This window comes from Neisseria polysaccharea, from assembly GCF_963392925.1.
In the GTDB taxonomy this organism is placed as follows: Bacteria; Pseudomonadota; Gammaproteobacteria; order Burkholderiales; family Neisseriaceae; genus Neisseria; species Neisseria polysaccharea.
Genome location: NZ_CAUJNZ010000006.1, coordinates 22644 through 42908, shown reverse-complemented (window position 1 = coordinate 42908; position 20265 = coordinate 22644). Strand labels below are relative to the sequence as shown.

The window sequence follows — 20265 nt, the reverse complement described above, 5'->3', positions numbered from 1 at the left end:
GTTCGCGTTCGCGCTTGGCAAGTGCTTCAACTTTCGCGCGGTTTCTCAAAAACTTAAACATCACACTTCCTCCCATAAAGTTATCGCCCGGACCAAAGTTTCCGCCTCGGCAGTTTTCCACATCCCGTCCGGCGCACGCGCTGCAATCACAAAGCCTTCGCCGTCCTTTGTCATAATCATCAGCTCGCCACGGTCTTCGAGCCATTCTGCAATTTCTTTTGCATTCATTTCCTAAATCCTTTTAAATCAATACCTTATATTTTCAATAAGGCAAAAAAATATAGAGCAACATCAACGGCTTACCGTTTTAATTGTCGTCATACCTGTCATGGCCTTCGCCTATCATGTGCAACACGACGATTCTGGCCGGCATTTCAAGCCAAATCCCCAGCAGCACCAACACCGCCAATCCGACAACAAACCAAATCATTTTTTCTCCTCCTTCTTCTCGGCAGGCCGTCTGAAATGCGCCTGATATTCCTCAATTTCACGCTCCCGGCTTTTTTGCGCCATTCGCGCCGTCGCACGCCTGCGGTGTTGTCCCCAAGCCTGCCAATCCGTATTACGTCGTCCGAAACTCATTTCACACATCCTTTCACAATCGCCTTATCGCCATATTTCGCGCGGATTTCCTTTACCGCCCGATCCAAAGCCTCTTTTTTCGCCGCAGGGTTCAATAAAATTGGCTTATCACTCATAAACAATCCCTTTCATTTTTTCCTCGACGCTCATTGACTCGTATTGCTCTTCCCATACCTTGACCTCCAAATCCGCCTGTCTTTCCATCGCCTCAACCTTCGTCGGCTCTTTCGCAACCGGTTCGGGTTCTTTCGCGCAGGAATGCAACGCCATCCCCGCCACAAAACACCACACGCCCACCGTCAAACCAACCGGCGCCCAACGCCAAAAAGAGCGCGCCACAAACATCTTCCAATCAACTTTCTTCAAAACTTGCATTTTGCGTTTTCCTTTGGAAAACAATAACTTATTAAAATCATAGGGTAAAAAAATATATAGCCCTGTCAGAGACTTACCGTTTCAGACGGCCTATCGGATAATCAGGGAGCTGTATTTCTTAACGATACCGGCCTGCATCTTGATACCGTTCTTGTTCGCCGTGCGTACCGCGCCGCGCATCAATTTGCTCATCCGGCGCGTATTGCCGTTGCTATGTTTAACCAGTTCCAAGAGCGTTTCTTCGTCCGCATCAGGCAAAGCCGCTTTCGCAATCTCAAAGAGCTCGTCATCCGGCAAAGATTCGCCCAAATTCAGCGCAACAGACACGCGGCTGTAAAGCTGTACCAGCTCGCCATGCTTACCGCGCAGGTTGGCCACCAGTCGGGGCATACCGCTCAACACCAAGCCGCAGCCCGTCTCATCGTGCAGACGGCGCACAATTTCAAGGGCGCGTAACGGCAGGTTTTCCGCTTCATCGACCACAATCAGACGGCCCGAATCGCGCAGGCGGTCAGATACAGACTCAAACAAATCATTCAGGCTGCCCATCGCCGATACCTTCGCCGCAGTCGCCAACTTGCGCATCAGGACAAGTGCCGTGAAGCTCGGATTAGCCTCAATCAAGATAGCCGCAGGGTTTTTCTCGCAGTAGTTTTTGACCGCCTGCGTCTTGCCCAAACCTGCCTGACCGTAGATCACCACTATTTCGCCGCCTTCGTGCGCATCACGCATCGCTTCCGCAATACGGCGTGTCGTCTTAGTCGATACAAAACCCAACACCAGCTCTTCACGCTGCGCCTTACTATCCTGTACTTCCAAAAACGCCTCGATTTTCGGCTCGATGGTTTCATAATTGCCGCCTTTTTCCGCATAAGTACCATTGAGATACATACTGATGGATGCCGGCGAAGTACCGATACCGCGTGCCAGTTGGGTTTGGTTCATGCCTGATTTGGCTTTAAAATCAGCCAGTTTTTGTTGCAATGTATGATTGATTTGTTTCATTTTTTTAGTCCTTTTAAAAGAGGTTTAAAACCGTTTTAACTTCTATCCGCCTCAAACAGCACAAAATCGTCCGTGCCCGTTTTCGGCAATACCGCATACTCCGCCTCGATGACGTTTCCGCCCAAATGTCCCAGCTCGTCCCAAACCGCAGCCTGTTCCAGTGCCGGATTGACTTCCGCATTTGCGAGCTTGATTGCATTTTCCGCCCGCTTGATTTTGCCTTTTCGGCGTTTTTCCGCCAGTTGGTCGATACGAGCCGTCGGGAAAGCCTCGCGGCTATTGCCGTTGGCCTGCGCCTTCGTGATGAACTTGCCGTCCATATCAAACACATTGACCGCCGACGCATCGCTCAAATCGTAGCTGACCCGTACCTCGTCCTTGTGATACTCCGCCAGCTCGGTTGAGAAATAGGAGTTGCCGAACAAATCCAGCCAACCGCGCTGTACCTTTCGCACCTCTTGCGGCATAAACATCGTCGCCAGCTCTTCCGCCGACAACATATCCGGCGCAATCCCGTCCTGTTCCAGCCTCATTTCCCGATATTCCTTCGGCGTATAATGCCCGCCGTCAGGATGTCGGGGCAGCTCGCCGTGCGGACGGTTGTTGTATTCGTCGATACACTTGACCACATCCGCGATAAAACGCGACCAGCTCGGCAGTTTTTTCAAATATTTCTGTTGTTCCTCCGTCAAATCCTTGCCTTTTTCCAAAGCATTAAAAGCACTTTCCATCTTGCGGTACATCAGGTTCTTCGTGCTGCTGTCCATCCCCGCGCCCGCAAACGTCTCATACTGCCGCGCCATCTCAATCAGATTGTCTTTCCACCATCGCTCGATGATGCCGCGCCCTTGCGGGTTGCCCGCGATACCCGTTTCATGCCGGATACCCAGTCGGGACGTAATACCCGTGATTTCATGGTCTATCGTCTTGCCGGTTTGGCCACTGCCGATATCCGAGTAATAGATAATCGGCGAACCATAGTACTTGACCCCGATACGCAGCGCGTCCGACACTGCTACGCAACTTTCAGCCAGCGACACCGAAAACCCGACCACAAACCGCGTACAACCATCAATAATCACCGTTACTTCCGGCTTAAACGGCCTGCCGTGTACCGGATGCGCCACCTTCGCCTTAAAGCTGTGGCCGTCGCCGATCCAAACATCGTTCGGCTTCAAAGCCCCCCAATCACGTTTCACATAAGGCAGCAGCGATTTATAAGCCGCCCCCGTTTTCCTGCCGCGCTCCTGCATAATCAGCGGCAGCTTGTCCCAAACGCGCCGCACCATACTCAAGTTAGGCACATCGTTTACCGGCATATTTTCCGCTTCCGCCCACTGCACAAACCGGCGGTAGCTGTGTGCCAGTTTTGGCGCGGACGGGATATTGTGAAACTGCATAAACATCGGCAACCAACCGTAGCTCTCAATCGGCTTAACCGCCTTCGTCGTCTTCGGAGCCAAAGCCACCAACCGCTCTGTCGCGTTTTCCGCCTTAAGGTAGGCAGATATCCAGCCGTCTAAAGTACGCTCACCGACCTTCGCCAACCGGCTGCGGTCATTGGCCTTTTCCAAATTCCCAAGCGTAACCGCGTCCAATTTGCCTTCTGCCAGCAAGCCCAAAAACTGAGCCACCGCAGCCTTGGCAGAGCAACCGTATTGGTATTTGATCCCCAACACCGCCGCCACCACCGCACATCGCGCATCCGCCACCGACCGTTGTTTCTCGTTCAACAGCTTGGCCGCTTCAGCCAGTGCCTGAGCCGACATCGCCGTACCCGGTCTGACTTGGGGCAGCATTTTCGGCATCTTCTCCGCTAGCTCGTCCGATTGCCGTTTCATGATGGCTGCTCGGATTTCAATAGGTAGGGCATATTCAACACCACCACCCTTACCTTGACGCCTTCTCGTTTGCCAACCATCCCTTTGCGCTTTTTTTCTCAGCCCTATTACTGTTCTTGGCATATTTGGCAACCCAAAATTAAGCAGGCTTTTGAGATCCATATATTCCATTTCAACCCACTCCGAGCATCTCTTTCAATTCAGCTATCTTTTTGTCTCGACAATCTGTTTTCTTGTAATGCGGAAAAACTTCAACTAAATCTTTTTGAATCACTTTCACGATTGCTTCCGCAATTCTTTTGCTTCCTCGTCCATTTCTTATGACCTCAGAAACAGATTGGTTAGTTACCCCTAAAGCCGAAGCCAACATTCTTGCCGATATATTTTTTTCTTCTAAGGATTTATAGATTTCGTTCGCTTGCATAATGCCTCCATGATAGAATCCATTACTTACTTACCTTACAGGCTTTAATGCCTGCCTTAACTGTTACCTGGATGATATACCCAAAATATTTGGTATACCAAATATATTTGGTACTATTTTGCGGTGTTTTATGGAACGCATTGATTTAGCATTGAATTTAGTTGAAGAGAGAAGCCGACTTGGATACTCTCGAAAGAATTTTGCTGAGCAAACTGGATGCAGTGCAGAAAGTTTGAGACTGTATGAAAGCGGGCAGGTCAACATTCCTGCGGACTTTTTACTTGCTGCTGTCCAATTAGGGGTGGATATTCAATTTGTCTTTACAGGCATTCATTCGGCAAATTTAAATGCTGTTTCAGACGACCTTAATAAAAAATTGGACGACGCTATTGGCAAATCAAACGTTGAGAATCAGATTAACGGCAACGTCAGTAACGCTGTTATCGCCTCATCTGGTTCGGTTGTTCATCAAATTAATACCCAAAATCACGTCATCAGAACCCGTGTCGATTCAAAACCCGGCAAGGAACATATAACGCTTGAGCAAGCTTCAAAGCTGCAACAACTTGTTAAACAAGTTGCCGCAGCAGAAGAGATTGCCAAACGGTCGCCAAAATCAATCCGTGCAATTTGGGCTAGTCTGAATGCTCACTGTAAAGTTCCAAGTTACAAACTAATCGCATTGAGCGATTACGACAAAGCAGAAACTTATCTCAGAAAATGGCTGGGTAGGTTGAGCAATACAGCAACATCAAAGAACAACGATCCCGACTGGCGAAAAAAGAAATACGCTTATATCAAATTAAATGTAAAACAACTTGAGCTTGAAGATTGGTTGAAAAGTTACCTCGAAAAAAATTTCGCAGTAGAAAGCCTGACTGAATTAAGTAATGACGATTTGCAAAAAACATATGCAGCAGTATCGACTAAAAAACGGAAAAAATAGGCTTAAACATGAAACTCCGCCTTTAAATTCAAGTTTCATGTTTAGCTTATAGTCTTCAGATGCTTTGTTTTTTTAGATGTATGATATTAAAAGATTTTTTTCAAACATGGAACTATTATACAAGTTCCATGTTCAGTTTCTAGTTAAAGCCTTTTATCAACATCCTAATCAACCACGCCGAAACTGACCCGCGTGACGGCCTATATGTCTTGCGTATAGGCAATGACCTCTTTGTCAAACGTGTGCAACGTATACCGGGCAAACTGCTTGTAACGTCTGAAAATCCACGTTACGCACCGTTTGAAATAGATTTGAGCAATGCCCAAGACGACATCGCCATCATAGGCCGTGTTGAGTGGTATGGCCGGAGTATTGATTAAATCCATTTTAAAAACCTCTTAAAACAGTTTTAAAAATTCCCTAATCTCGTCAGCTTTAAACAGAAAACCGTGCATTCCGGCGCAGTTCTGTGAAAAAGCTGGCGTAACTTTTCCGGATACAAAAAAAACGCTGAAATCCACGTCTTTCCGAGATTTCAGCGTTTTTTTACTCTATTTGTTCCTTGTGCAAAAACTAACAGTCCCCCACAGTTTTTCCCAAAAGGATACATTCACGAGGATTTCCCGTACAGTTTGCAATTGGCGCGTTTTATCAAGACTTTTGCCTTTTACGATAACCCTTTTTACCAGTACCGCGTTCTCGGCGGCTCTATCAGCCACAACATCAAATACAAAAATTTCAGCGATATGCTGACGCATCTCAACCGGGGTGTGGATTTTTTAGTCGAAAACAAAAATTCCCCCATCTACGGCGGTTTGCAAAAATTTGTCTTCGACAATATCGGCTATCTGAGGTCTATATTGGTAAGGCTTTATTTTTCCAAAAACATTATCCTCATCTACCGGAAATATTTTTCATTTAAAGAAAAATGCAGAAAGATATTCGGCGCGAAGACGATGCATCCGATTTTTATCGGGAAGACCGCATTCATCATAGGATTGCCGATATTGCGCCTGCTCGTACCGCCTATGCTGTACCCGGCAATCAAGGCCGTTTATCAGAAATTTTTTTCGGAATAAGCTTCCGGCAAACCCCGAATCGGAAGCGGGCGGGAAGAAACAGCCGCCCCGCCGGCGGGGATTGCGGCAATGCCGTCTGAAGCCACGAATCCGGCTTCAGACGGCATCTGTTTACCAAAAAGCAAATAATTCGGTTTGGCGAAAAAAACAGATTTGCTTTTTGGTAAATACGCGATTACAATCCGCTACATCCGATTTCTACAAAGGATGAAACGATGACCGACACAGCCGGTCTGCGCCGCCGCAACCTGCGGCAATGGATAGCAGAACACTACGGCGGTTTGCAAACCCGTTTTGCCGAAGCCGTTGCCCTCAACACAGGCGAACTCTCCGCCCTTTTGAAAAACAAATCCTTCGGCGAGAAAAAAGCCAGAAAAATCGAACAGGCGGCGAACATGCCTGCCATGTGGCTGGATCAGGAAAACCCTGCCGCCCAAACCGACCATCAAGAAAGGCGCACCATGTCCCATATCTCCACCATCCCCGAAATCCTAGCAGACATCAAAGCCGGCAAAATGGTCATCATTACCGATGCCGAAGACCGCGAAAACGAAGGCGACCTGCTGATGGCGGCGCAATTCGTTACCCCCGAAGCCATCAACTTTATGATTAAAAACGCGCGCGGCTTGGTCTGCCTGCCGATGGCTGGCGAAATGGTCGAAAAACTCGGGCTACCGATGATGACCCAGAAAAACGGCGCGCAATACGGCACCAACTTTACCGTCTCCATCGAAGCCGCACACGGCATTACCACCGGCATTTCCGCCGCTGACCGCGCACTGACTATTCAAACCGCCGTTTCACCGACCGCCAAACCTGAAGACATCGTCCAACCCGGTCATATCTTCCCGCTTCGCGCCCAAAAAGGTGGCGTACTCGTCCGTGCCGGACACACCGAAGCCGGTGTCGATCTGGCGCAAATGAACGGGCTTATCCCTGCCGCCGTCATCTGCGAAATCATCAACGACGACGGCACCATGGCGCGTATGCCCGAGCTGATGAAGTTTGCCGAAGAACACAAGCTCAAAATTGGCACGATTGCCGACCTCATCGAATACCGCAGCCGTACCGAAAGCCTGCTTGAAGACATGGGCAACGCACCCGTACAAACCCCGTGGGGCGAGTTCCAACAACACGTTTACGTCGACAAGCTCTCCGGCGAAACCCACCTCGCCCTCGTCAAAGGTACGCCCTCCGCCGACACCGAAACCCTCGTCCGCGTCCACGAACCCTTCAGCGTGATGGACTTCATCCAAGCCAACCCGCGCCATTCGTGGTCATTGCCCAAAGCACTCGAGCGCGTCCAACAGGCAGAAAGCGGCGTAGTCATCCTCCTACACCGCACCGAAGACGGTGCCACCCTGCTCGACCGCACCCTGCCCAAAGGCGCAAACCAAGCCTACAAATGGGACAGCAAAAGCTACGGCATCGGCGCACAAATCCTCGCCGGCCTCAACGTCGGCAAACTGCGTGTGTTAGGACAGCCCTCCGCCTTCACCGGACTTACCGGCTTCGGCTTGGAAGTCGTCGGCTTTGAAGAAGCAGAAAACAAATAAACCGCCCGTCTGATCACAAGGTCGTCTGAAACCCGAATTCCGGTTTTCAGACGACCTTTTACTATAAATTACCTGATTCAGCCAGAACCTCCCATAAAAGTCATTATTATAGTTTATTCTAAATAAAAATAATAATATAATAAATTAAGAATAATTTAAGAGTAATTTTTATTGCATTAAAAAATAGAAATGTAATATAATACTCACCATCAAGAATGAATCCTCTCCTCCTGATATTTTATTTAACCCTAAAACAAAAGGATATAATTATGCCTAATAGCTTTATCGACCGCCGCACAGAAATATACAACCAACGAAATCAAAATAAGATTACGTTGAGTTTACGTTTATCCATTAAAGATGATTTGATTTTGCAAGAGCTTGCCGATGCTTGGGAAACAACCCGCCAAGATATCATCAATGATTTAATTCAAGAATTTATTATTCAAGACTGGGAGAACAAACGAATGATTGACAAACAAAAAGAAGAAGAATTTGATAATTCAACTACAACACGATATTTCTTATTAAATACTAATAGTGCCAACGACCTGGAAGACCATAATTTTATGATGACAAACCAAGTAGCTGCTGCATTTGAAGATGGCTACAAAGAAAAAATCTGTCGGATTAAAAAAGGAGACTATGTATTCCTATACGCCTCTGGACAAGGAATTGTTGCATATGGTCAAGCAACAGGAATCATAGAGAAAACTCATCATTACGGCGTTGATAATAAAACATTTTTTCAGAAACTAGAACATTTTATCGATTTAAGTCAGAATCCAATCAAAGCAAAACAGGTTAAATCCATTTTGGGACGTTCTTTTCCTTTTGCCCAAACATTATCTCAGATTACTGATGGGGAAAAACTGTTGGAGAATCTCAAATAAGACAAAGTAAGGCTACAAGTATCCTGTAAAATGGCAGTTAAATTTTAAAAGGTCGTCTGAAAATTTTCAGACGGCCTTTTAAGTTTGTTATCCAATTCAAAAACAGCAAATATAAAAAAGCCGATAACCTTTCCGATGTATCGGCTTTCGCTATCTGCCCAACGCTTAATTTTTGCCGGGTAATTCTTTTTCGCTCAATGGTTTGATGTACCAAATATCGCGGCAGTAGTCCGCAATGGAGCGGTCGGATGAGAAGAAGCCCATATTGGCGATGTTGATCAAGGCTGATTTGCGCCACGCGGAGGTGTTGCGGTAGTGTCCGTCCGCTTTGTATTGCGTGTCGATATAGCTGCGGAAATCCGCCATCAGTTGATAAAAATCGCCGTACGGCTGCAACACGTCCTTGTAGCGGCCCGGCTCTTCCGGCGAGAACGCGCCTTGGCTGATTTGGTTGACGACGCGGCGCAGGTCGCTGTCGCGCTCGATATAGCTCAAGGGGTCGTAACCGTTGCGGCGGATTTCTTCGACTTGTTCGACGGTATTGCCGAAGATATAGCAGTTGTCCGCGCCGACTTTTTCCAAAATTTCGACGTTCGCGCCGTCCAGCGTACCCATACAGATTGCGCCGTTGAGGGCGAATTTCATATTGCCGGTGCCGGATGCTTCCGTCCCCGCCAGTGAGATTTGTTCGTGCAAATCGGCGGCAGGAATGATGATTTGGGCGAGGCTGACGCTGTAATTTGGGATGAACACGACTTTAATCAGGTCGCGGATGCGCTCGTCGTTGTTGATGACTTTGGCAACGTCGTTAATCAGGCGGATGATTTTCTTCGCCATATAGTAGGCAGATGCGGCTTTGCCGGCAAAGATGAACACGCGCGGCTGCCAATCGTAATCCGGGTTTTCCAAGATTTTGTTGTAGCGGTCAACAATATGCATCACGTTCAAGGCTTGGCGTTTGTATTCGTGGATGCGTTTGATTTGGATGTCGAAAAGCGCGTCGGTGCTGACTTTGATACCCAACTCGGTTTCGATGTATCGGGCGAGGCGTTCTTTGGCGGCTTTTTTGACTGCGCCGAACTCCGCCTGCACGGCGGCATCGTCCGCCCTGCCGTTGAGCTTGGTCAGCTTGTCCAAATGCAAACGCCAGTCGTCTCCGCCCAAATGTTTGTCGAGGAAGCGGGTCAGTTCGGAATTGGCGATGTTGATCCAGCGGCGCGGGGTTACGCCGTTGGTAACGTTGGTAAAGCGTTCGGGGAATACTTTGGCGAAGTCCGCAAAAATAGTGTTGACCATCAGGTCGGAGTGGATTTTCGCCACGCCGTTGACCTTGTGCGAACCGATGACGGCAAGCCAGCCCATACGCACGCGGCGGCCGTGGGTTTCGTCGATGATGGAGACGCGGCGGACAAAGTCTTCATCAAAACCCTGTTCCTGTACGCTGTTGAGGAAGTGAGCGTTGATTTCAAAGATGATGTCCAGATGTCGGGGCAGCAGGCGCGCCATCAGCTCGACCGGCCAGGTTTCCAAAGCTTCGCTCATCAGCGTGTGGTTGGTGTAGGAGAAGATTTTGCAGCACATTTCCCATGCTTTTGTCCATTCGAAGCCTTCTTCGTCAATCAGGATACGCATCAACTCCGGAATGGCGAGTACGGGGTGGGTGTCGTTCAGGTGGATGGCGGCTTTGTCGGCAAGATTTTCAACGCTCGGGAAACGGCATTTGTGGCGTGCGACGATGTCTTGAACCGAGGCGGAAACAAGGAAATATTCCTGTTTCAGGCGCAGCTCTCTGCCGCTGTCGGTAGAATCGTTCGGATAGAGGACGCGGGAGATGTTTTCGTCGCTGTTTTGCGCGCGGACGGCAGAGGCATAGTCGCCCTTGTTGAAGTCGGCAAGGTTGAACAGTTTGCCGGCGTGCGCCGTCCACAAGCGCAACGGGTTGGCACATTCGCCGCCGTAGCCCGGGATGATTTCGTCGTATGCCATCGCGGAGATTTCTTCTTCGGGCAACCATTCTTTTTTGCCGCCCATGTTCAGAAGCTGACCGCCGAAACGGACGGAATACTGTTTGTTCGGACGGGCAAACTGCCAAGCCAAATCCTGATCCAGCCACAAATCGGGTTTTTCGACCTGCTGTCCGTCCGCGATTTCCTGTTTGAACATACCGTATTGGTAGCGGATGCCGTAGCCCATTGCCGGAATCCGCAAAGTCGCCAGCGAATCGAGGAAGCAGGCGGCAAGGCGGCCCAGTCCGCCGTTGCCCAGGCCGGGATCCTGTTCTTGTTCGCACACGTCGGCGAACGCTTTGCCCAGTTGGCGGAACGCCTCTTCAAATTCGGCGTAAACGCCTTCGTTAATCAAGGCGTTGACAAATGCACGGCCGAGCAGGAATTCCATAGACAGGTAGTAAACCATACGCTTACCGTTTTCGATGTGGGCGCGGCGGGTTTTCAGGAAGTCTTCGGCAATCAGGTCGCGTGCGGCAAGCATGGCGGCGTTGAGCCATTGGTGTTCGTTGGCATCTTTGGGGTCTGCGCCCAAGATGAAAATCAGTTTGTAGACAATCGCTTTGCGGATGGTCTCGGCATCCGGCTTGGGCATGACGTAGTCGAAACCGGAAATGGGAAGTTTTTGAGCCATGTGAAACAGCCTTTCTCTGCGGGGTGATTGAAAAATAGGTTTCCGTATGCCGTCTGAAGGGTCGCCGGTTCAGACGGCATTTCTTTTATTTGTGTTCTTTATGTTCGGACGGGTCATGCTTCCTGCTTCAAAACCCAAATGCCCATATGTCCGGCGGCAAACCGATTTTCAGAAGCATTGTAATTAAATTTCTCCGATGGTACGCAAGAAACCTGCCACCGTCCTTGAGGCAGGTTAAAAAACTGCCGATTACGCGCACCGTTGACCAACAGCAGCCACTGCCCGTCCAGCAGAACCTGCATCGATTTCGCCGTCCTGTCGTGCCAGTTTTCATGATTCATCGGCACTCCGTCGGCATTCAGCCAGCACACCCTGCCCTCCGTCCACCAGACGTTTTCGTTCAAAATGCCGATTTCCCGACGCAGGGCAATCAGCGATTTCGTGTAATCCTGCAACATTTCGTCCGCGTCCTGCCAGTCCAGCCACGCAATCGGGTTGTCTTGGCAATAGGCATTGTTGTTGCCCTGCTGGCTGTTGCCGAACTCGTCGCCGCCGAGCAGCATCGGGATGCCGTTGGAAAGGAACAGCGAGGAGAGCAGTGCTTTAGCGGTGTATTCGCGGCTTTGCCGTATGTCCGCGTCGCCGGTCGCGCCTTCGATACCATGGTTGTAGCTGATGTTGCCGTTGTGTCCGTCGCGGTTGCCTTCGCCGTTGGCATCGTTGTGTTTTTCGTTGTAGCTGACCAGGTCGCGCAGGGTGAAGCCGTCGTGTGCGGTAATGAAGTTGAGGCTTGCCGAGGGCTTGCGTCCGCCGTGGCGGAACAGGTCGGATGAACCTGCCAGACGTTCGGCAAACGCACCCAAATTGCCGTTTTCCCATACCCAAAACGCGCGCATATCGTCGCGGAAACGTCCGTTCCATTCGGCAAACGGCGGCGGAAACTGCCCCAAACGGTAGCCGTCGCCGCCGATGTCCCACGCTTCGGCAATCAGTTTCACATCTGCCAGCACGGGGTCTTGGTAAAGCGTTTGGAAAAAATGCCCGTCCGTTCGGAAATCCGGCCCGCGTCCCAAAACCGTTCCCAAGTCGAAGCGGAAACCGTCTATATGGAAGTGTTCCGCCCAATAGCGCAGACTGTCCGAAGCCCAACGCGCCACATCGCGGTCGGCAATACGCAGCGTGTTGCCGCAGCCCGACCAGTTTTCATAACCGCTGTGCGGCTTGTGCCAATACCAGCGCGCATTGTCGATACCGCGCTGGCACAGCATCGCACCTGCTTCGTCCTGTTCGGCGGTATGGTTGTACACCACGTCCAAAATCACTTCCAAACCTGCCGCGTGCAGCGATTTGACCGCCTGTTTCAGCTCCGCCGCAGCCTGTTCCGCCTCCGCCGCATAGGACGGCTCAACCGCGAAATGGGCGCAAGTGTTGTAACCCCAATAGTTCGACAGCCCCGCCTGCTGCAAATGGTATTCGTCAAGATGCTGCTGAACCGGCAGCAGCTCGATCGTGGTAACGCCCAAATCCTTCAAATAGGCAATCACGCGCGCATCGGAAAGGGCGCGGTATGTGCCGGCGTGTGCCAAATCGGGAAACTGTTTGGTCAGCCCCTTGACGTGCGCCTCGTAAATCACGGTTTGCGCCAAGGGGATGCGCGGACGGCGGTCGCCGCCCCAGTCGAAACCGTCATCGCCCCGCACCACGCTTTTGGGCGCAAACGCCGCGTTGTCGCGCCCGTCCTCCGGTCTGAACCATGCCATCTCTTCCGCATTGCGGAAACCCGGTTTGCCGTCGGTTTGCCGCGCATACGGATCGAGCAGCAGCTTTTGCGGATTGAAACAGGATTCCACCTCCGCGTCCGCCCTGCCGTACACGCGGTAGCCGTAACGCTGCCCTGCGCCGATTCCGCGCACAAAGCCGTAAAACACCGTGCCTTCATGCGAAGGCAGCTCCAGCCGCGTTTCCCTGCCTTCGCCGTCAAACAGGCACAGCTCCACTTTTTCGGCATTACCTGAAAACAGGGTGAAATTGACCCCTCCGTCCATCGGTGTCGCCCCCATCGGATAATGAAAGCCGCTTTCGATAACATATTTTTCGGCAACCATAAAACCGTTCCAAAAATAAAATAATCAAATGATTCAGCATGATACGATCAGATAAAGCCCTGATGCCGTCTGAAGTAGGCTTTCCCGCCTTCAGACGGCATCTCAAACTTCAAAACCCGATTCACAGGGCGACGCTTTATGTACCGTCCTGTGTGTTGAAACATCGGTTAAACATCGTTTACAAAAACGCCGACGCGCCCCACCGCATTCAGACGGCATCCCAAGGCTCGGAATGCCGTCTGAACGCCTTTGCGGCAGGTAGTCAAAGCCGCCCTGCCCCCAATCCGCCCTATCCCCTAGGCAATGCCTCTTCATCCAGCGATTTCAACCACGCCAGCTTTTCGCCGATTTTGATTTCCAGCCCGCGCGGGACGGGTTGGTAGAAATCGGGTTCGTCCAGGCCGTCGGGCATATAGCTTTCGCCGGCGGCGTAGGCGTTCGGTTCGTCGTGGGCGTAGCGGTATTCGCGTCCGTAGCCCAATTCCTTCATCAGCTTGGTCGGGGCGTTGCGCAGGTGGACGGGCACTTCGTCGCTGGCGTTTTCTTTGACGAAACGGCGCATTTGGTTGTATGCCTTGTAGCCCGCGTTGGATTTCGCAGCGGCAGCAAGGTACAGCACGGCTTGCGCCAGCGCGAGTTCGCCTTCGGGCGAGCCTAAGCGTTCGAAGGTGGCGGCGGCATCGTTGGCGATTTGGAAGGCGCGCGGGTCGGCAAGTCCGATGTCCTCCCACGCCATGCGTACGATGCGGCGGGCGAGGTAGCGCGGGTCGGTGCCGCCGTCGAGCATACGGCAAAACCAATACAGCGCGGCATTGGGATGCGAACCGCGCACGGATTTGTGCAGGGCGGAGATTTGGTTGTAGAAACTCTCGCCGCCTTTGTCGAAACGGCGGATTTGCGCCCCGAGACTGTCGGCGAGGAATTCGGCGGTTAAGGTTTTCAGACGGCATGTATCGGCGGCGCGTAACAGTTGTTCCAACAAATTCAACAATCTGCGCGCATCGCCGTCGGCGGTATTGACGAGTAGATCCTGCGCGTCGGCTTCAATCGTAAAATCTTGGTATTCAGGCAAAGCCAAAACTTTGGCAATCAGCTTTTTTAGGCCGTCTGAAGACAAGGGCTGCAAAACATACACCTGCGCGCGGCTCAACAGCGCGGGATTGACTTCGAACGACGGATTTTCCGTCGTCGCGCCGATAAAGGTCAGCAAACCGTTTTCCACATAAGGCAAAAACGCGTCCTGCTGCGCCTTGTTGAAGCGGTGGACTTCATCGACAAACAAAATCGTCGCCCGCCCCTGCTGCAAAGCGATTTCTGCCTTGTCGATTGCCCCGCGTATGTCCTTCACGCCGGAAAACACGGCGGAAACAGGCAGAAACTGGGCATTGAAACTCTGCGCCAAAATCCGCGCCAAGGTCGTCTTGCCCACGCCTGGCGGCCCCCACAGCAGCATAGAATGCGGCTTGCCGCCCTTCACCGCCACGCGCAGCGGTTTGCCTTCGCCGATGAGGTGTTCCTGCCCCACCACGTCGTCAAGCGTATGCGGACGCAATCGTTCGGCAAGCGGCGCGTCGGGTTCTCGGGCAAACAAATCGGTCATAAAGGCTCCGTCAACAGGTTTTCAGACGGCGCGGATTATACGTCAGTTGCGCGGGACGCACACACCGTTCCGCTTACGGTATAATGCGCAAATTTCAAACAAGGGCACAATCGTTATGAAGAAAACCTTTTCTGCCGCCCTGCTTGCGGTTTTACTCGGCGGGTGCGCCGTCGGGGGCGGCGGCACATTCGGCAGCTTAGACGGCGGCACGGGTATGGGAGGCAGCATCGTCAAAATGGCGGTCGGGAGCCAATGCCGTGCGGAATTGGACAAACGCAGTGAATGGCGTTTGACCGCGCTGGCGATGAGTGCCGAAAAACAGGCGGAGTGGGAAAACAAGATTTGCGGCTGCGTCGCCCAAGAAGCACCGGAACGGATGACCGGCAACGATGTGATGCAGATGCTGGATCCGTCCACGCGCAATCAGGCACTTGCCGCCCTGACCGTCAAAACGGTTTCCGCCTGCTTCAAACGCCTGTACCGCTAACCTTCTTCAGACGGCATAAGACAGATGCCGTCTGAAGCCGTTTTCCTGCAATTTCGACAGACGAGAAAAATCATGAAATATATCAGCACGCGCGGCGAAACCGCACACAAACCGTTCAGCGAAGTTTTATTGATGGGGCTTGCACCCGACGGCGGCCTGATGCTGCCGGAACATTATCCGCAAATCGGGCGGGAAGCCTTGGACAAATGGCGCGGTTTGAGCTATCCGGAGCTGGCGTTTGAGGTAATGAGCCTGTTCGTTACGGATATTCCGGAGGACGATTTGCGCGACATTCTGAACCGTACTTACACGGAAGCGGCGTTCGGTACTAAGGAAATCACCCCCGTCCGCACGCTTTCAGACGGCATCAAAATCCAAGCCTTGTCCAACGGCCCGACGCTGGCGTTCAAAGATATGGCGATGCAGTTTTTGGGCAATGCGTTTGAATATGTTTTAAGCAAAGAAGGCAAAAAACTCAATATCTTGGGTGCAACCAGCGGCGATACGGGTTCGGCTGCGGAATATGCCTTGCGCGGCAAAAAAGGCGTGAACGTATTTATGTTGTCGCCCGACGGTAGGATGAGCGCGTTCCAACGCGCGCAGATGTACAGCCTGCAAGACGGAAATATCCACAATATCGCCGTGAAGGGGATGTTTGACGACTGTCAGGACATTGTGAAGGCGGTGCAAAACGATGCCGCGTTCAAGGAAAAATACCATATCGGTACGGTCAACTCGATTAACTGGGGACGCATCGTCGCGCAAGTGGTTTATTACTTTGCGGGCTATTTCAAAGCGACGCAAAGCAATGACGAGCAGGTCAGCTTCTGCGTACCGAGCGGCAACTTCGGCAATGTTTGCGCGGGACACATTGCCAAACAGATGGGTTTGCCTATCCGCCGCCTGATTGTCGCGACCAATGAAAACGATGTGTTGGACGAGTTTTTCAAAACCGGCGCGTACCGCCCGCGCAACAGCGCGCATACTTATGTAACCTCCAGCCCGTCTATGGACATTTCCAAAGCGTCCAACTTCGAGCGTTTCGTGTTCGACCTGATGGATCGCGATCCTCAGGAAATCAATACGCTTTGGGCGGAAGTAGCTGCAGGCAAAGGCTTTGACCTGCGGTTTGCCTTGGACAAAGTCGGCGGCAAATACGGCTTTACTTCCGGCAAATCCACCCACGCCGACCGCCTCGCCACCATCAAACAGGTTTACGAGCAAGACCAAGAACTCATCGACCCGCACACTGCCGACGGCGTAAAAGTCGCCCGCGAAGTGCGCGAAGAAGGTGAAACGGTGGTTTGTTTAGAAACTGCGTTGGCAGCGAAATTCGATGCAACCATACGCGAAGCCGTCGGCGATGTCGCCATTCCGCGTCCCGCCGCGCTGGAAGGTTTGGAAAAATTGCCGCAGCGCGTGCAAACCGTGCCGAACAGTGCGGATGCGGTAAAAGGCATCATCGAACAAACCCTTGCCTGATGTTCCGTATGGGCGGCATTCCGTCCGAACTTAAGATTGAAAGAAAATGACCTTACCTATGCAGGAAACCCGTTTTTCCATACTGCTGGACGAATTGGCGGCAAAACAGGAGGCAGCCATCGCTCCCCACCTGCTTGCCGACGGAAGCAAGGTATGGATACGCAAAGCAGGCAGGCACAATGCGCGATGGCGTTACGCGCTGCTCGGTATGGTTGCCCGGTATTTGAAACTGGGGGTGCTGAAGCCGGTTCCCAGCCTCGGCGGCGAGCCTGCCATTGCAACCGAATCAAAACGCCTGTACGAATTGCGCTCGGCGAGGATAGCCGTTCCCGAATTGCTCGCCGTCCGGAAAAATGCCCTTATGTTCGGCAATTTGGAAGGCATCCCGCTCGATACGCAAATCCGCCAAGAAGCCGAAGCCGGAAAGGCGGACGCTTGGCTTGCCGGTTTGGAAGCCGTTGCACGCGTGCATAAAAAACAGCAGTTCCTCAGTCAGGCGTTTGCACGAAATATGATGTGGGACGGAAAAAACATCAGCTTTTTGGATTTTGAAGACGACCCTTCCGAAGTCCTGACCATAGCGCAATGCCAAGCCCGCGATTGGCTCTGCTACATCCATTCGACCGCGCTGATATTGAAAAACGGCGGACTGCTGGAAGCGGCTGCGGAAAAATGGGGCGGCGTATTGTCGGATCAGCCTGCCGAAATACAAAAGCTGATTGCCGCCACCGTCAAACCGATCCTCCCGATACGCAGGCTGGAACACCCACGCTGGGGACGGGACGCACTCAGGCTGGCAGCCTCGATTTCCCTGATTTCCCTTGCCGATATGCCGCCGTAAGCCGCCGCCCGCCCCGCGATGCCGTCTGAAGCTCTTCAGACGACATATAACCAACGCGCATCAAGCATTGTCGCAACCATCCGTTTCGTTTAGAATTTTGGCTTTATCCCGAATCGGGCAGACATTTTCACTCTGCCGCACGTCCCGAACAAGCACTATCCATTTCTTTTACTGACAGGAAACCCAAATGGCAGCATTTAATACCCAAAAAGTATTGTCCGTACACCACTGGACAGACGCATATTTTACCTTTACCTGCACCCGCGACGAATCGTTGCGCTTTGAAAACGGACAGTTCGTCATGGTCGGATTGATGGTGGACGGCAAGCCGCTGATGCGCGCATACAGCGTCGCCTCCGCCAACTGGGAAGAACACCTCGAATTTTTCAGCATTAAAGTCCAAGACGGACCTCTGACCAGCCGCCTGCAACACCTCAAAGTCGGCGACGACGTGTTAATCAGCAAAAAACCGACCGGAACTCTGGTTGCCGGCGACCTGAATCCAGGCAAACACCTTTACCTGTTGAGCACCGGTACCGGCATCGCTCCTTTCTTGAGCATCACCAAAGACCCCGAGATTTACGAGCAATTTGAAAAAATCATCCTCGTACACGGCGTGCGCTACAAAAAAGATTTGGCGTACTACGACCGCTTTACCAAAGAATTGCCCGAACACGAATACCTCGGTGACTTGGTTAAAGAAAAACTGATTTACTACCCGATTGTTTCCCGAGAAGACTTTGAACACCACGGCCGCCTGACCGACCTGATGGTAAGCGGCAAGCTGTTTGAAGACATCGGCCTGCCCAAAATCAACCCGCAAGACGACCGCGCGATGCTGTGCGGCAGCCCCGCGATGCTGAAAGATACCTGCAAAGTTTTGGACGACTTCGGACTGACCGTCTCTCCGAAAACCGGCGTGCGCGGCGACTATCTGATCGAGCGCGCGTTTGTGGATCAATAAGCTGCTTGAAAATGCCGTCTGAACGGCATCAGCAATCAAAAACCCCGAATCTTGCCAATCAGGATTCGGGGTTTTTTATAGTGGGTAGAAATTTAGAAATACACATTTCCGTCATTTCCGCGCAAGCTAGGATCCAAACTTATCCGTTTCATTATAGTGGATTAAATTTAAACCAGTACGGCGTTGCTTCGCCTTGCCGTACTATTTGTACTGTCTGCGGCTTCGTTGCCTTGTCCTGATTTAAATTTAATCCACTATAGTATCTGAAAATAAAAGAGAAACCAAACATATAGATTCTCGCCTGCGTGGGAATGACGACGGTGTTTTGCCGTAGCCAAAGCAGGAAAACATCCTTATTGTCATTTCATCATGACAGTAAGGATGTTAAAAATTAATTATCATTATATGATTGATATATAAGAAAAATTGTCCCAATAAGAAATGTTATGCAGAAAATAAAATGAAAAGGATGGTTTTCATTGAAAATGGTTGTTCTGCCACCGTCATACACAGAGCCAGTATTTGGAAAAAAAATAATCCATATTGACATAATTATTCCATTTATCGCATAAATCCACTTTTTAATTTTTTTCCACATTAATATAATCTCTTATTTAATAAAATCAAAATCAAATACCTAGCAATTCGATCTCAAATTTTGAACGCCAACGTGTTTGAGCGGTAACAATGCATACTTTAAGTTTACGATCCTTCATCGTCTCATTTTTGTTTTCATCAACTTTTCCTAAACTTTCCTGTTTGGCTGCATAATTGGTAGAATCGGTTGACATTTGTGTATAAAAATTTTTACGAAAATTTTCGTAACTCAGATTAATTACACCCGTACTTGCAGTTATAAAATCTTGTATAAATTCAATAGAAACTGAATTATCATCAGATTTGACTTTGTTATTTTCCATATTGAGCTTCTCTTAATTTGAAAAAATTAACATAAACATTTAAAAATAAAACAAAATTATATAATAAAAAAAATAATGAGGATATAAAGGATAAAAAGAGAGTTAAGTTATTTAATCGGACTTGTTCTCTATAAATCATAAGACACCAAATAAGCCATAATAAATTTAGTAAATAAAAACTGCTTATACCCAACTTTCTTTTCTTGGAACCTATTATTATTTCAACTCCGGATGAAAAAATAGAATTTAAAAATTTTTTTCTTTGATATATCGTTAATATCTCCCTAGTTTTTCTTAAAAAAAATATAATCATATATATACTACACAACATTGGTAATAAATAAATTAAAAGCGAAAGGTAATTAAATTGATAATTGTAAATTATATAATAAACAACATACGAAGAAAAAATTATTATAGATGATTTGCTATACGAATAAAAAAATATCCTACCTAGCCCGAACCTTCTTATAATTTGTACTATGTGATTATCCATTTCAATATCCATTTAAGCTTTCAATTAAT

The 20265-nt window shown here is 50.2% G+C and carries 20 protein-coding genes and 2 pseudogenes; 10 read left to right on the top strand and 12 right to left on the bottom strand.

All coding sequences use genetic code 11. The features are described 5' to 3' along the window. Window positions 1-60: 60 nt before the first annotated feature. From RDY34_RS04935 to RDY34_RS04905, 7 genes are all read right to left on the bottom strand, one after another. A complete protein-coding gene (locus RDY34_RS04935) occupies window positions 61-228 on the bottom strand; it encodes a hypothetical protein (RefSeq protein WP_308074639.1) in 168 nt (55 codons plus the stop codon). A 79-nt stretch (window positions 229-307) separates the two neighbouring features. After that, complete coding sequence (locus tag RDY34_RS04930) at window positions 308-430, bottom strand: hypothetical protein (RefSeq protein ID WP_308074637.1); 123 nt, start codon at window positions 428-430, stop codon at window positions 308-310. Next, the gene (locus RDY34_RS04925) at window positions 427-582 is read right to left on the bottom strand and encodes a hypothetical protein (RefSeq protein WP_308074636.1); all 156 of its coding nucleotides are present in this window, start codon (window positions 580-582) and stop codon (window positions 427-429) included. Before RDY34_RS04925 ends, RDY34_RS04930 begins: the two co-directional genes overlap by 4 nt. A gap of 108 nt (window positions 583-690) precedes the next feature. Beyond that, entirely contained in the window at window positions 691-957 is a 267-nt protein-coding gene (locus RDY34_RS04920) for a hypothetical protein (RefSeq protein ID WP_308074635.1), read from the bottom strand. 90 nt (window positions 958-1047) lie between these two features. Then, entirely contained in the window at window positions 1048-1962 is a 915-nt protein-coding gene (locus tag RDY34_RS04915; RefSeq protein ID WP_308184478.1) for an AAA family ATPase, read from the bottom strand. A 35-nt stretch (window positions 1963-1997) separates the two neighbouring features. Beyond that, the gene (locus tag RDY34_RS04910; RefSeq protein ID WP_308075251.1) at window positions 1998-3974 is read right to left on the bottom strand and encodes a Mu transposase C-terminal domain-containing protein; all 1977 of its coding nucleotides are present in this window, start codon (window positions 3972-3974) and stop codon (window positions 1998-2000) included. A gap of 1 nt (window position 3975) precedes the next feature. After that, a complete protein-coding gene (locus RDY34_RS04905) occupies window positions 3976-4227 on the bottom strand; it encodes a helix-turn-helix domain-containing protein (RefSeq protein ID WP_308074632.1) in 252 nt (83 codons plus the stop codon). A 130-nt stretch (window positions 4228-4357) separates the two neighbouring features. On the opposite strand from RDY34_RS04905, the gene RDY34_RS04900 reads away from it, so the two are divergent. The 3 genes and pseudogenes from RDY34_RS04900 to RDY34_RS04890 form a co-directional block, all read left to right on the top strand. After that, complete coding sequence (locus RDY34_RS04900) at window positions 4358-5173, top strand: transcriptional regulator (RefSeq protein ID WP_257618664.1); 816 nt, start codon at window positions 4358-4360, stop codon at window positions 5171-5173. Window positions 5174-5331: 158 nt separating this feature from the next. Next, window positions 5332-5553: pseudogene (locus tag RDY34_RS04895) on the top strand (S24 family peptidase); the annotation flags it as partial. Between the two features lie 210 nt (window positions 5554-5763). Further along, window positions 5764-6252 (top strand): annotated as a pseudogene (locus RDY34_RS04890) (glycosyltransferase); the annotation flags it as partial. On the opposite strand, the gene RDY34_RS04885 reads toward RDY34_RS04890, so the two are convergent. Next, window positions 6231-6359: a hypothetical protein gene (locus tag RDY34_RS04885; protein ID WP_017628988.1), complete on the bottom strand. Its 129-nt coding sequence runs from the start codon at window positions 6357-6359 to the stop codon at window positions 6231-6233. The pseudogene RDY34_RS04890 and the gene RDY34_RS04885 sit on opposite strands and share 22 nt — an antisense overlap. Window positions 6360-6467: 108 nt before the next feature. Between RDY34_RS04885 and ribBA the strand changes: the two genes are divergently transcribed. After that, complete coding sequence (ribBA, locus tag RDY34_RS04880; protein ID WP_308074631.1) at window positions 6468-7808, top strand: bifunctional 3,4-dihydroxy-2-butanone-4-phosphate synthase/GTP cyclohydrolase II; 1341 nt, start codon at window positions 6468-6470, stop codon at window positions 7806-7808. Window positions 7809-8077: 269 nt separating this feature from the next. Beyond that, window positions 8078-8701, top strand: a complete 624-nt coding sequence (locus tag RDY34_RS04875) for a hypothetical protein (protein WP_025458424.1) — start codon at window positions 8078-8080, stop codon at window positions 8699-8701. A gap of 165 nt (window positions 8702-8866) precedes the next feature. Here RDY34_RS04875 and RDY34_RS04870 read toward each other — a convergent pair whose 3' ends face one another. Together RDY34_RS04870 and glgX are read right to left on the bottom strand one after the other, a co-directional pair. Further along, the gene (locus RDY34_RS04870) at window positions 8867-11341 is read right to left on the bottom strand and encodes a glycogen/starch/alpha-glucan phosphorylase (protein ID WP_308074630.1); all 2475 of its coding nucleotides are present in this window, start codon (window positions 11339-11341) and stop codon (window positions 8867-8869) included. A 113-nt stretch (window positions 11342-11454) separates the two neighbouring features. Further along, entirely contained in the window at window positions 11455-13446 is a 1992-nt protein-coding gene (gene glgX / locus RDY34_RS04865; protein WP_308074629.1) for a glycogen debranching protein GlgX, read from the bottom strand. Window positions 13447-13484: 38 nt separating this feature from the next. Between glgX and RDY34_RS04860 the strand changes: the two genes are divergently transcribed. Then, window positions 13485-13829: a hypothetical protein gene (locus tag RDY34_RS04860; RefSeq protein ID WP_308074628.1), complete on the top strand. Its 345-nt coding sequence runs from the start codon at window positions 13485-13487 to the stop codon at window positions 13827-13829. On the opposite strand, the gene RDY34_RS04855 is transcribed toward RDY34_RS04860, so the two are convergent. Next, window positions 13736-15046 carry a replication-associated recombination protein A gene (locus RDY34_RS04855; protein WP_308075250.1) on the bottom strand — a complete coding sequence of 437 codons (1311 nt, stop codon included), beginning with the start codon at window positions 15044-15046 and terminating at the stop codon, window positions 13736-13738. The genes RDY34_RS04860 and RDY34_RS04855 overlap by 94 nt on opposite strands. Window positions 15047-15161: 115 nt before the next feature. Here RDY34_RS04855 and RDY34_RS04850 point away from each other — a divergent pair, with 115 nt between their 5' ends. The 4 genes from RDY34_RS04850 (at window position 15162) to RDY34_RS04835 (ending at window position 18820) form a co-directional block, all read left to right on the top strand. Next, window positions 15162-15533 carry a hypothetical protein gene (locus RDY34_RS04850; protein ID WP_114935380.1) on the top strand — a complete coding sequence of 124 codons (372 nt, stop codon included), beginning with the start codon at window positions 15162-15164 and terminating at the stop codon, window positions 15531-15533. Window positions 15534-15605: 72 nt separating this feature from the next. After that, the gene (gene thrC / locus RDY34_RS04845) at window positions 15606-17015 is read left to right on the top strand and encodes a threonine synthase (RefSeq protein WP_308075256.1); all 1410 of its coding nucleotides are present in this window, start codon (window positions 15606-15608) and stop codon (window positions 17013-17015) included. A 46-nt stretch (window positions 17016-17061) separates the two neighbouring features. After that, window positions 17062-17856 (top strand): BUD32 family EKC/KEOPS complex subunit, encoded by a 795-nt coding sequence (locus tag RDY34_RS04840; protein WP_308075249.1) that lies wholly within the window; start codon window positions 17062-17064, stop codon window positions 17854-17856. A 187-nt stretch (window positions 17857-18043) separates the two neighbouring features. Next, window positions 18044-18820, top strand: a complete 777-nt coding sequence (locus RDY34_RS04835; RefSeq protein ID WP_002239100.1) for a ferredoxin--NADP reductase — start codon at window positions 18044-18046, stop codon at window positions 18818-18820. Between the two features lie 629 nt (window positions 18821-19449). Here the strand turns inward: RDY34_RS04835 and RDY34_RS04825 are convergent. Then, window positions 19450-19740 carry a hypothetical protein gene (locus RDY34_RS04825; protein ID WP_308074623.1) on the bottom strand — a complete coding sequence of 97 codons (291 nt, stop codon included), beginning with the start codon at window positions 19738-19740 and terminating at the stop codon, window positions 19450-19452. Window positions 19741-20265 lie beyond the last annotated feature (525 nt).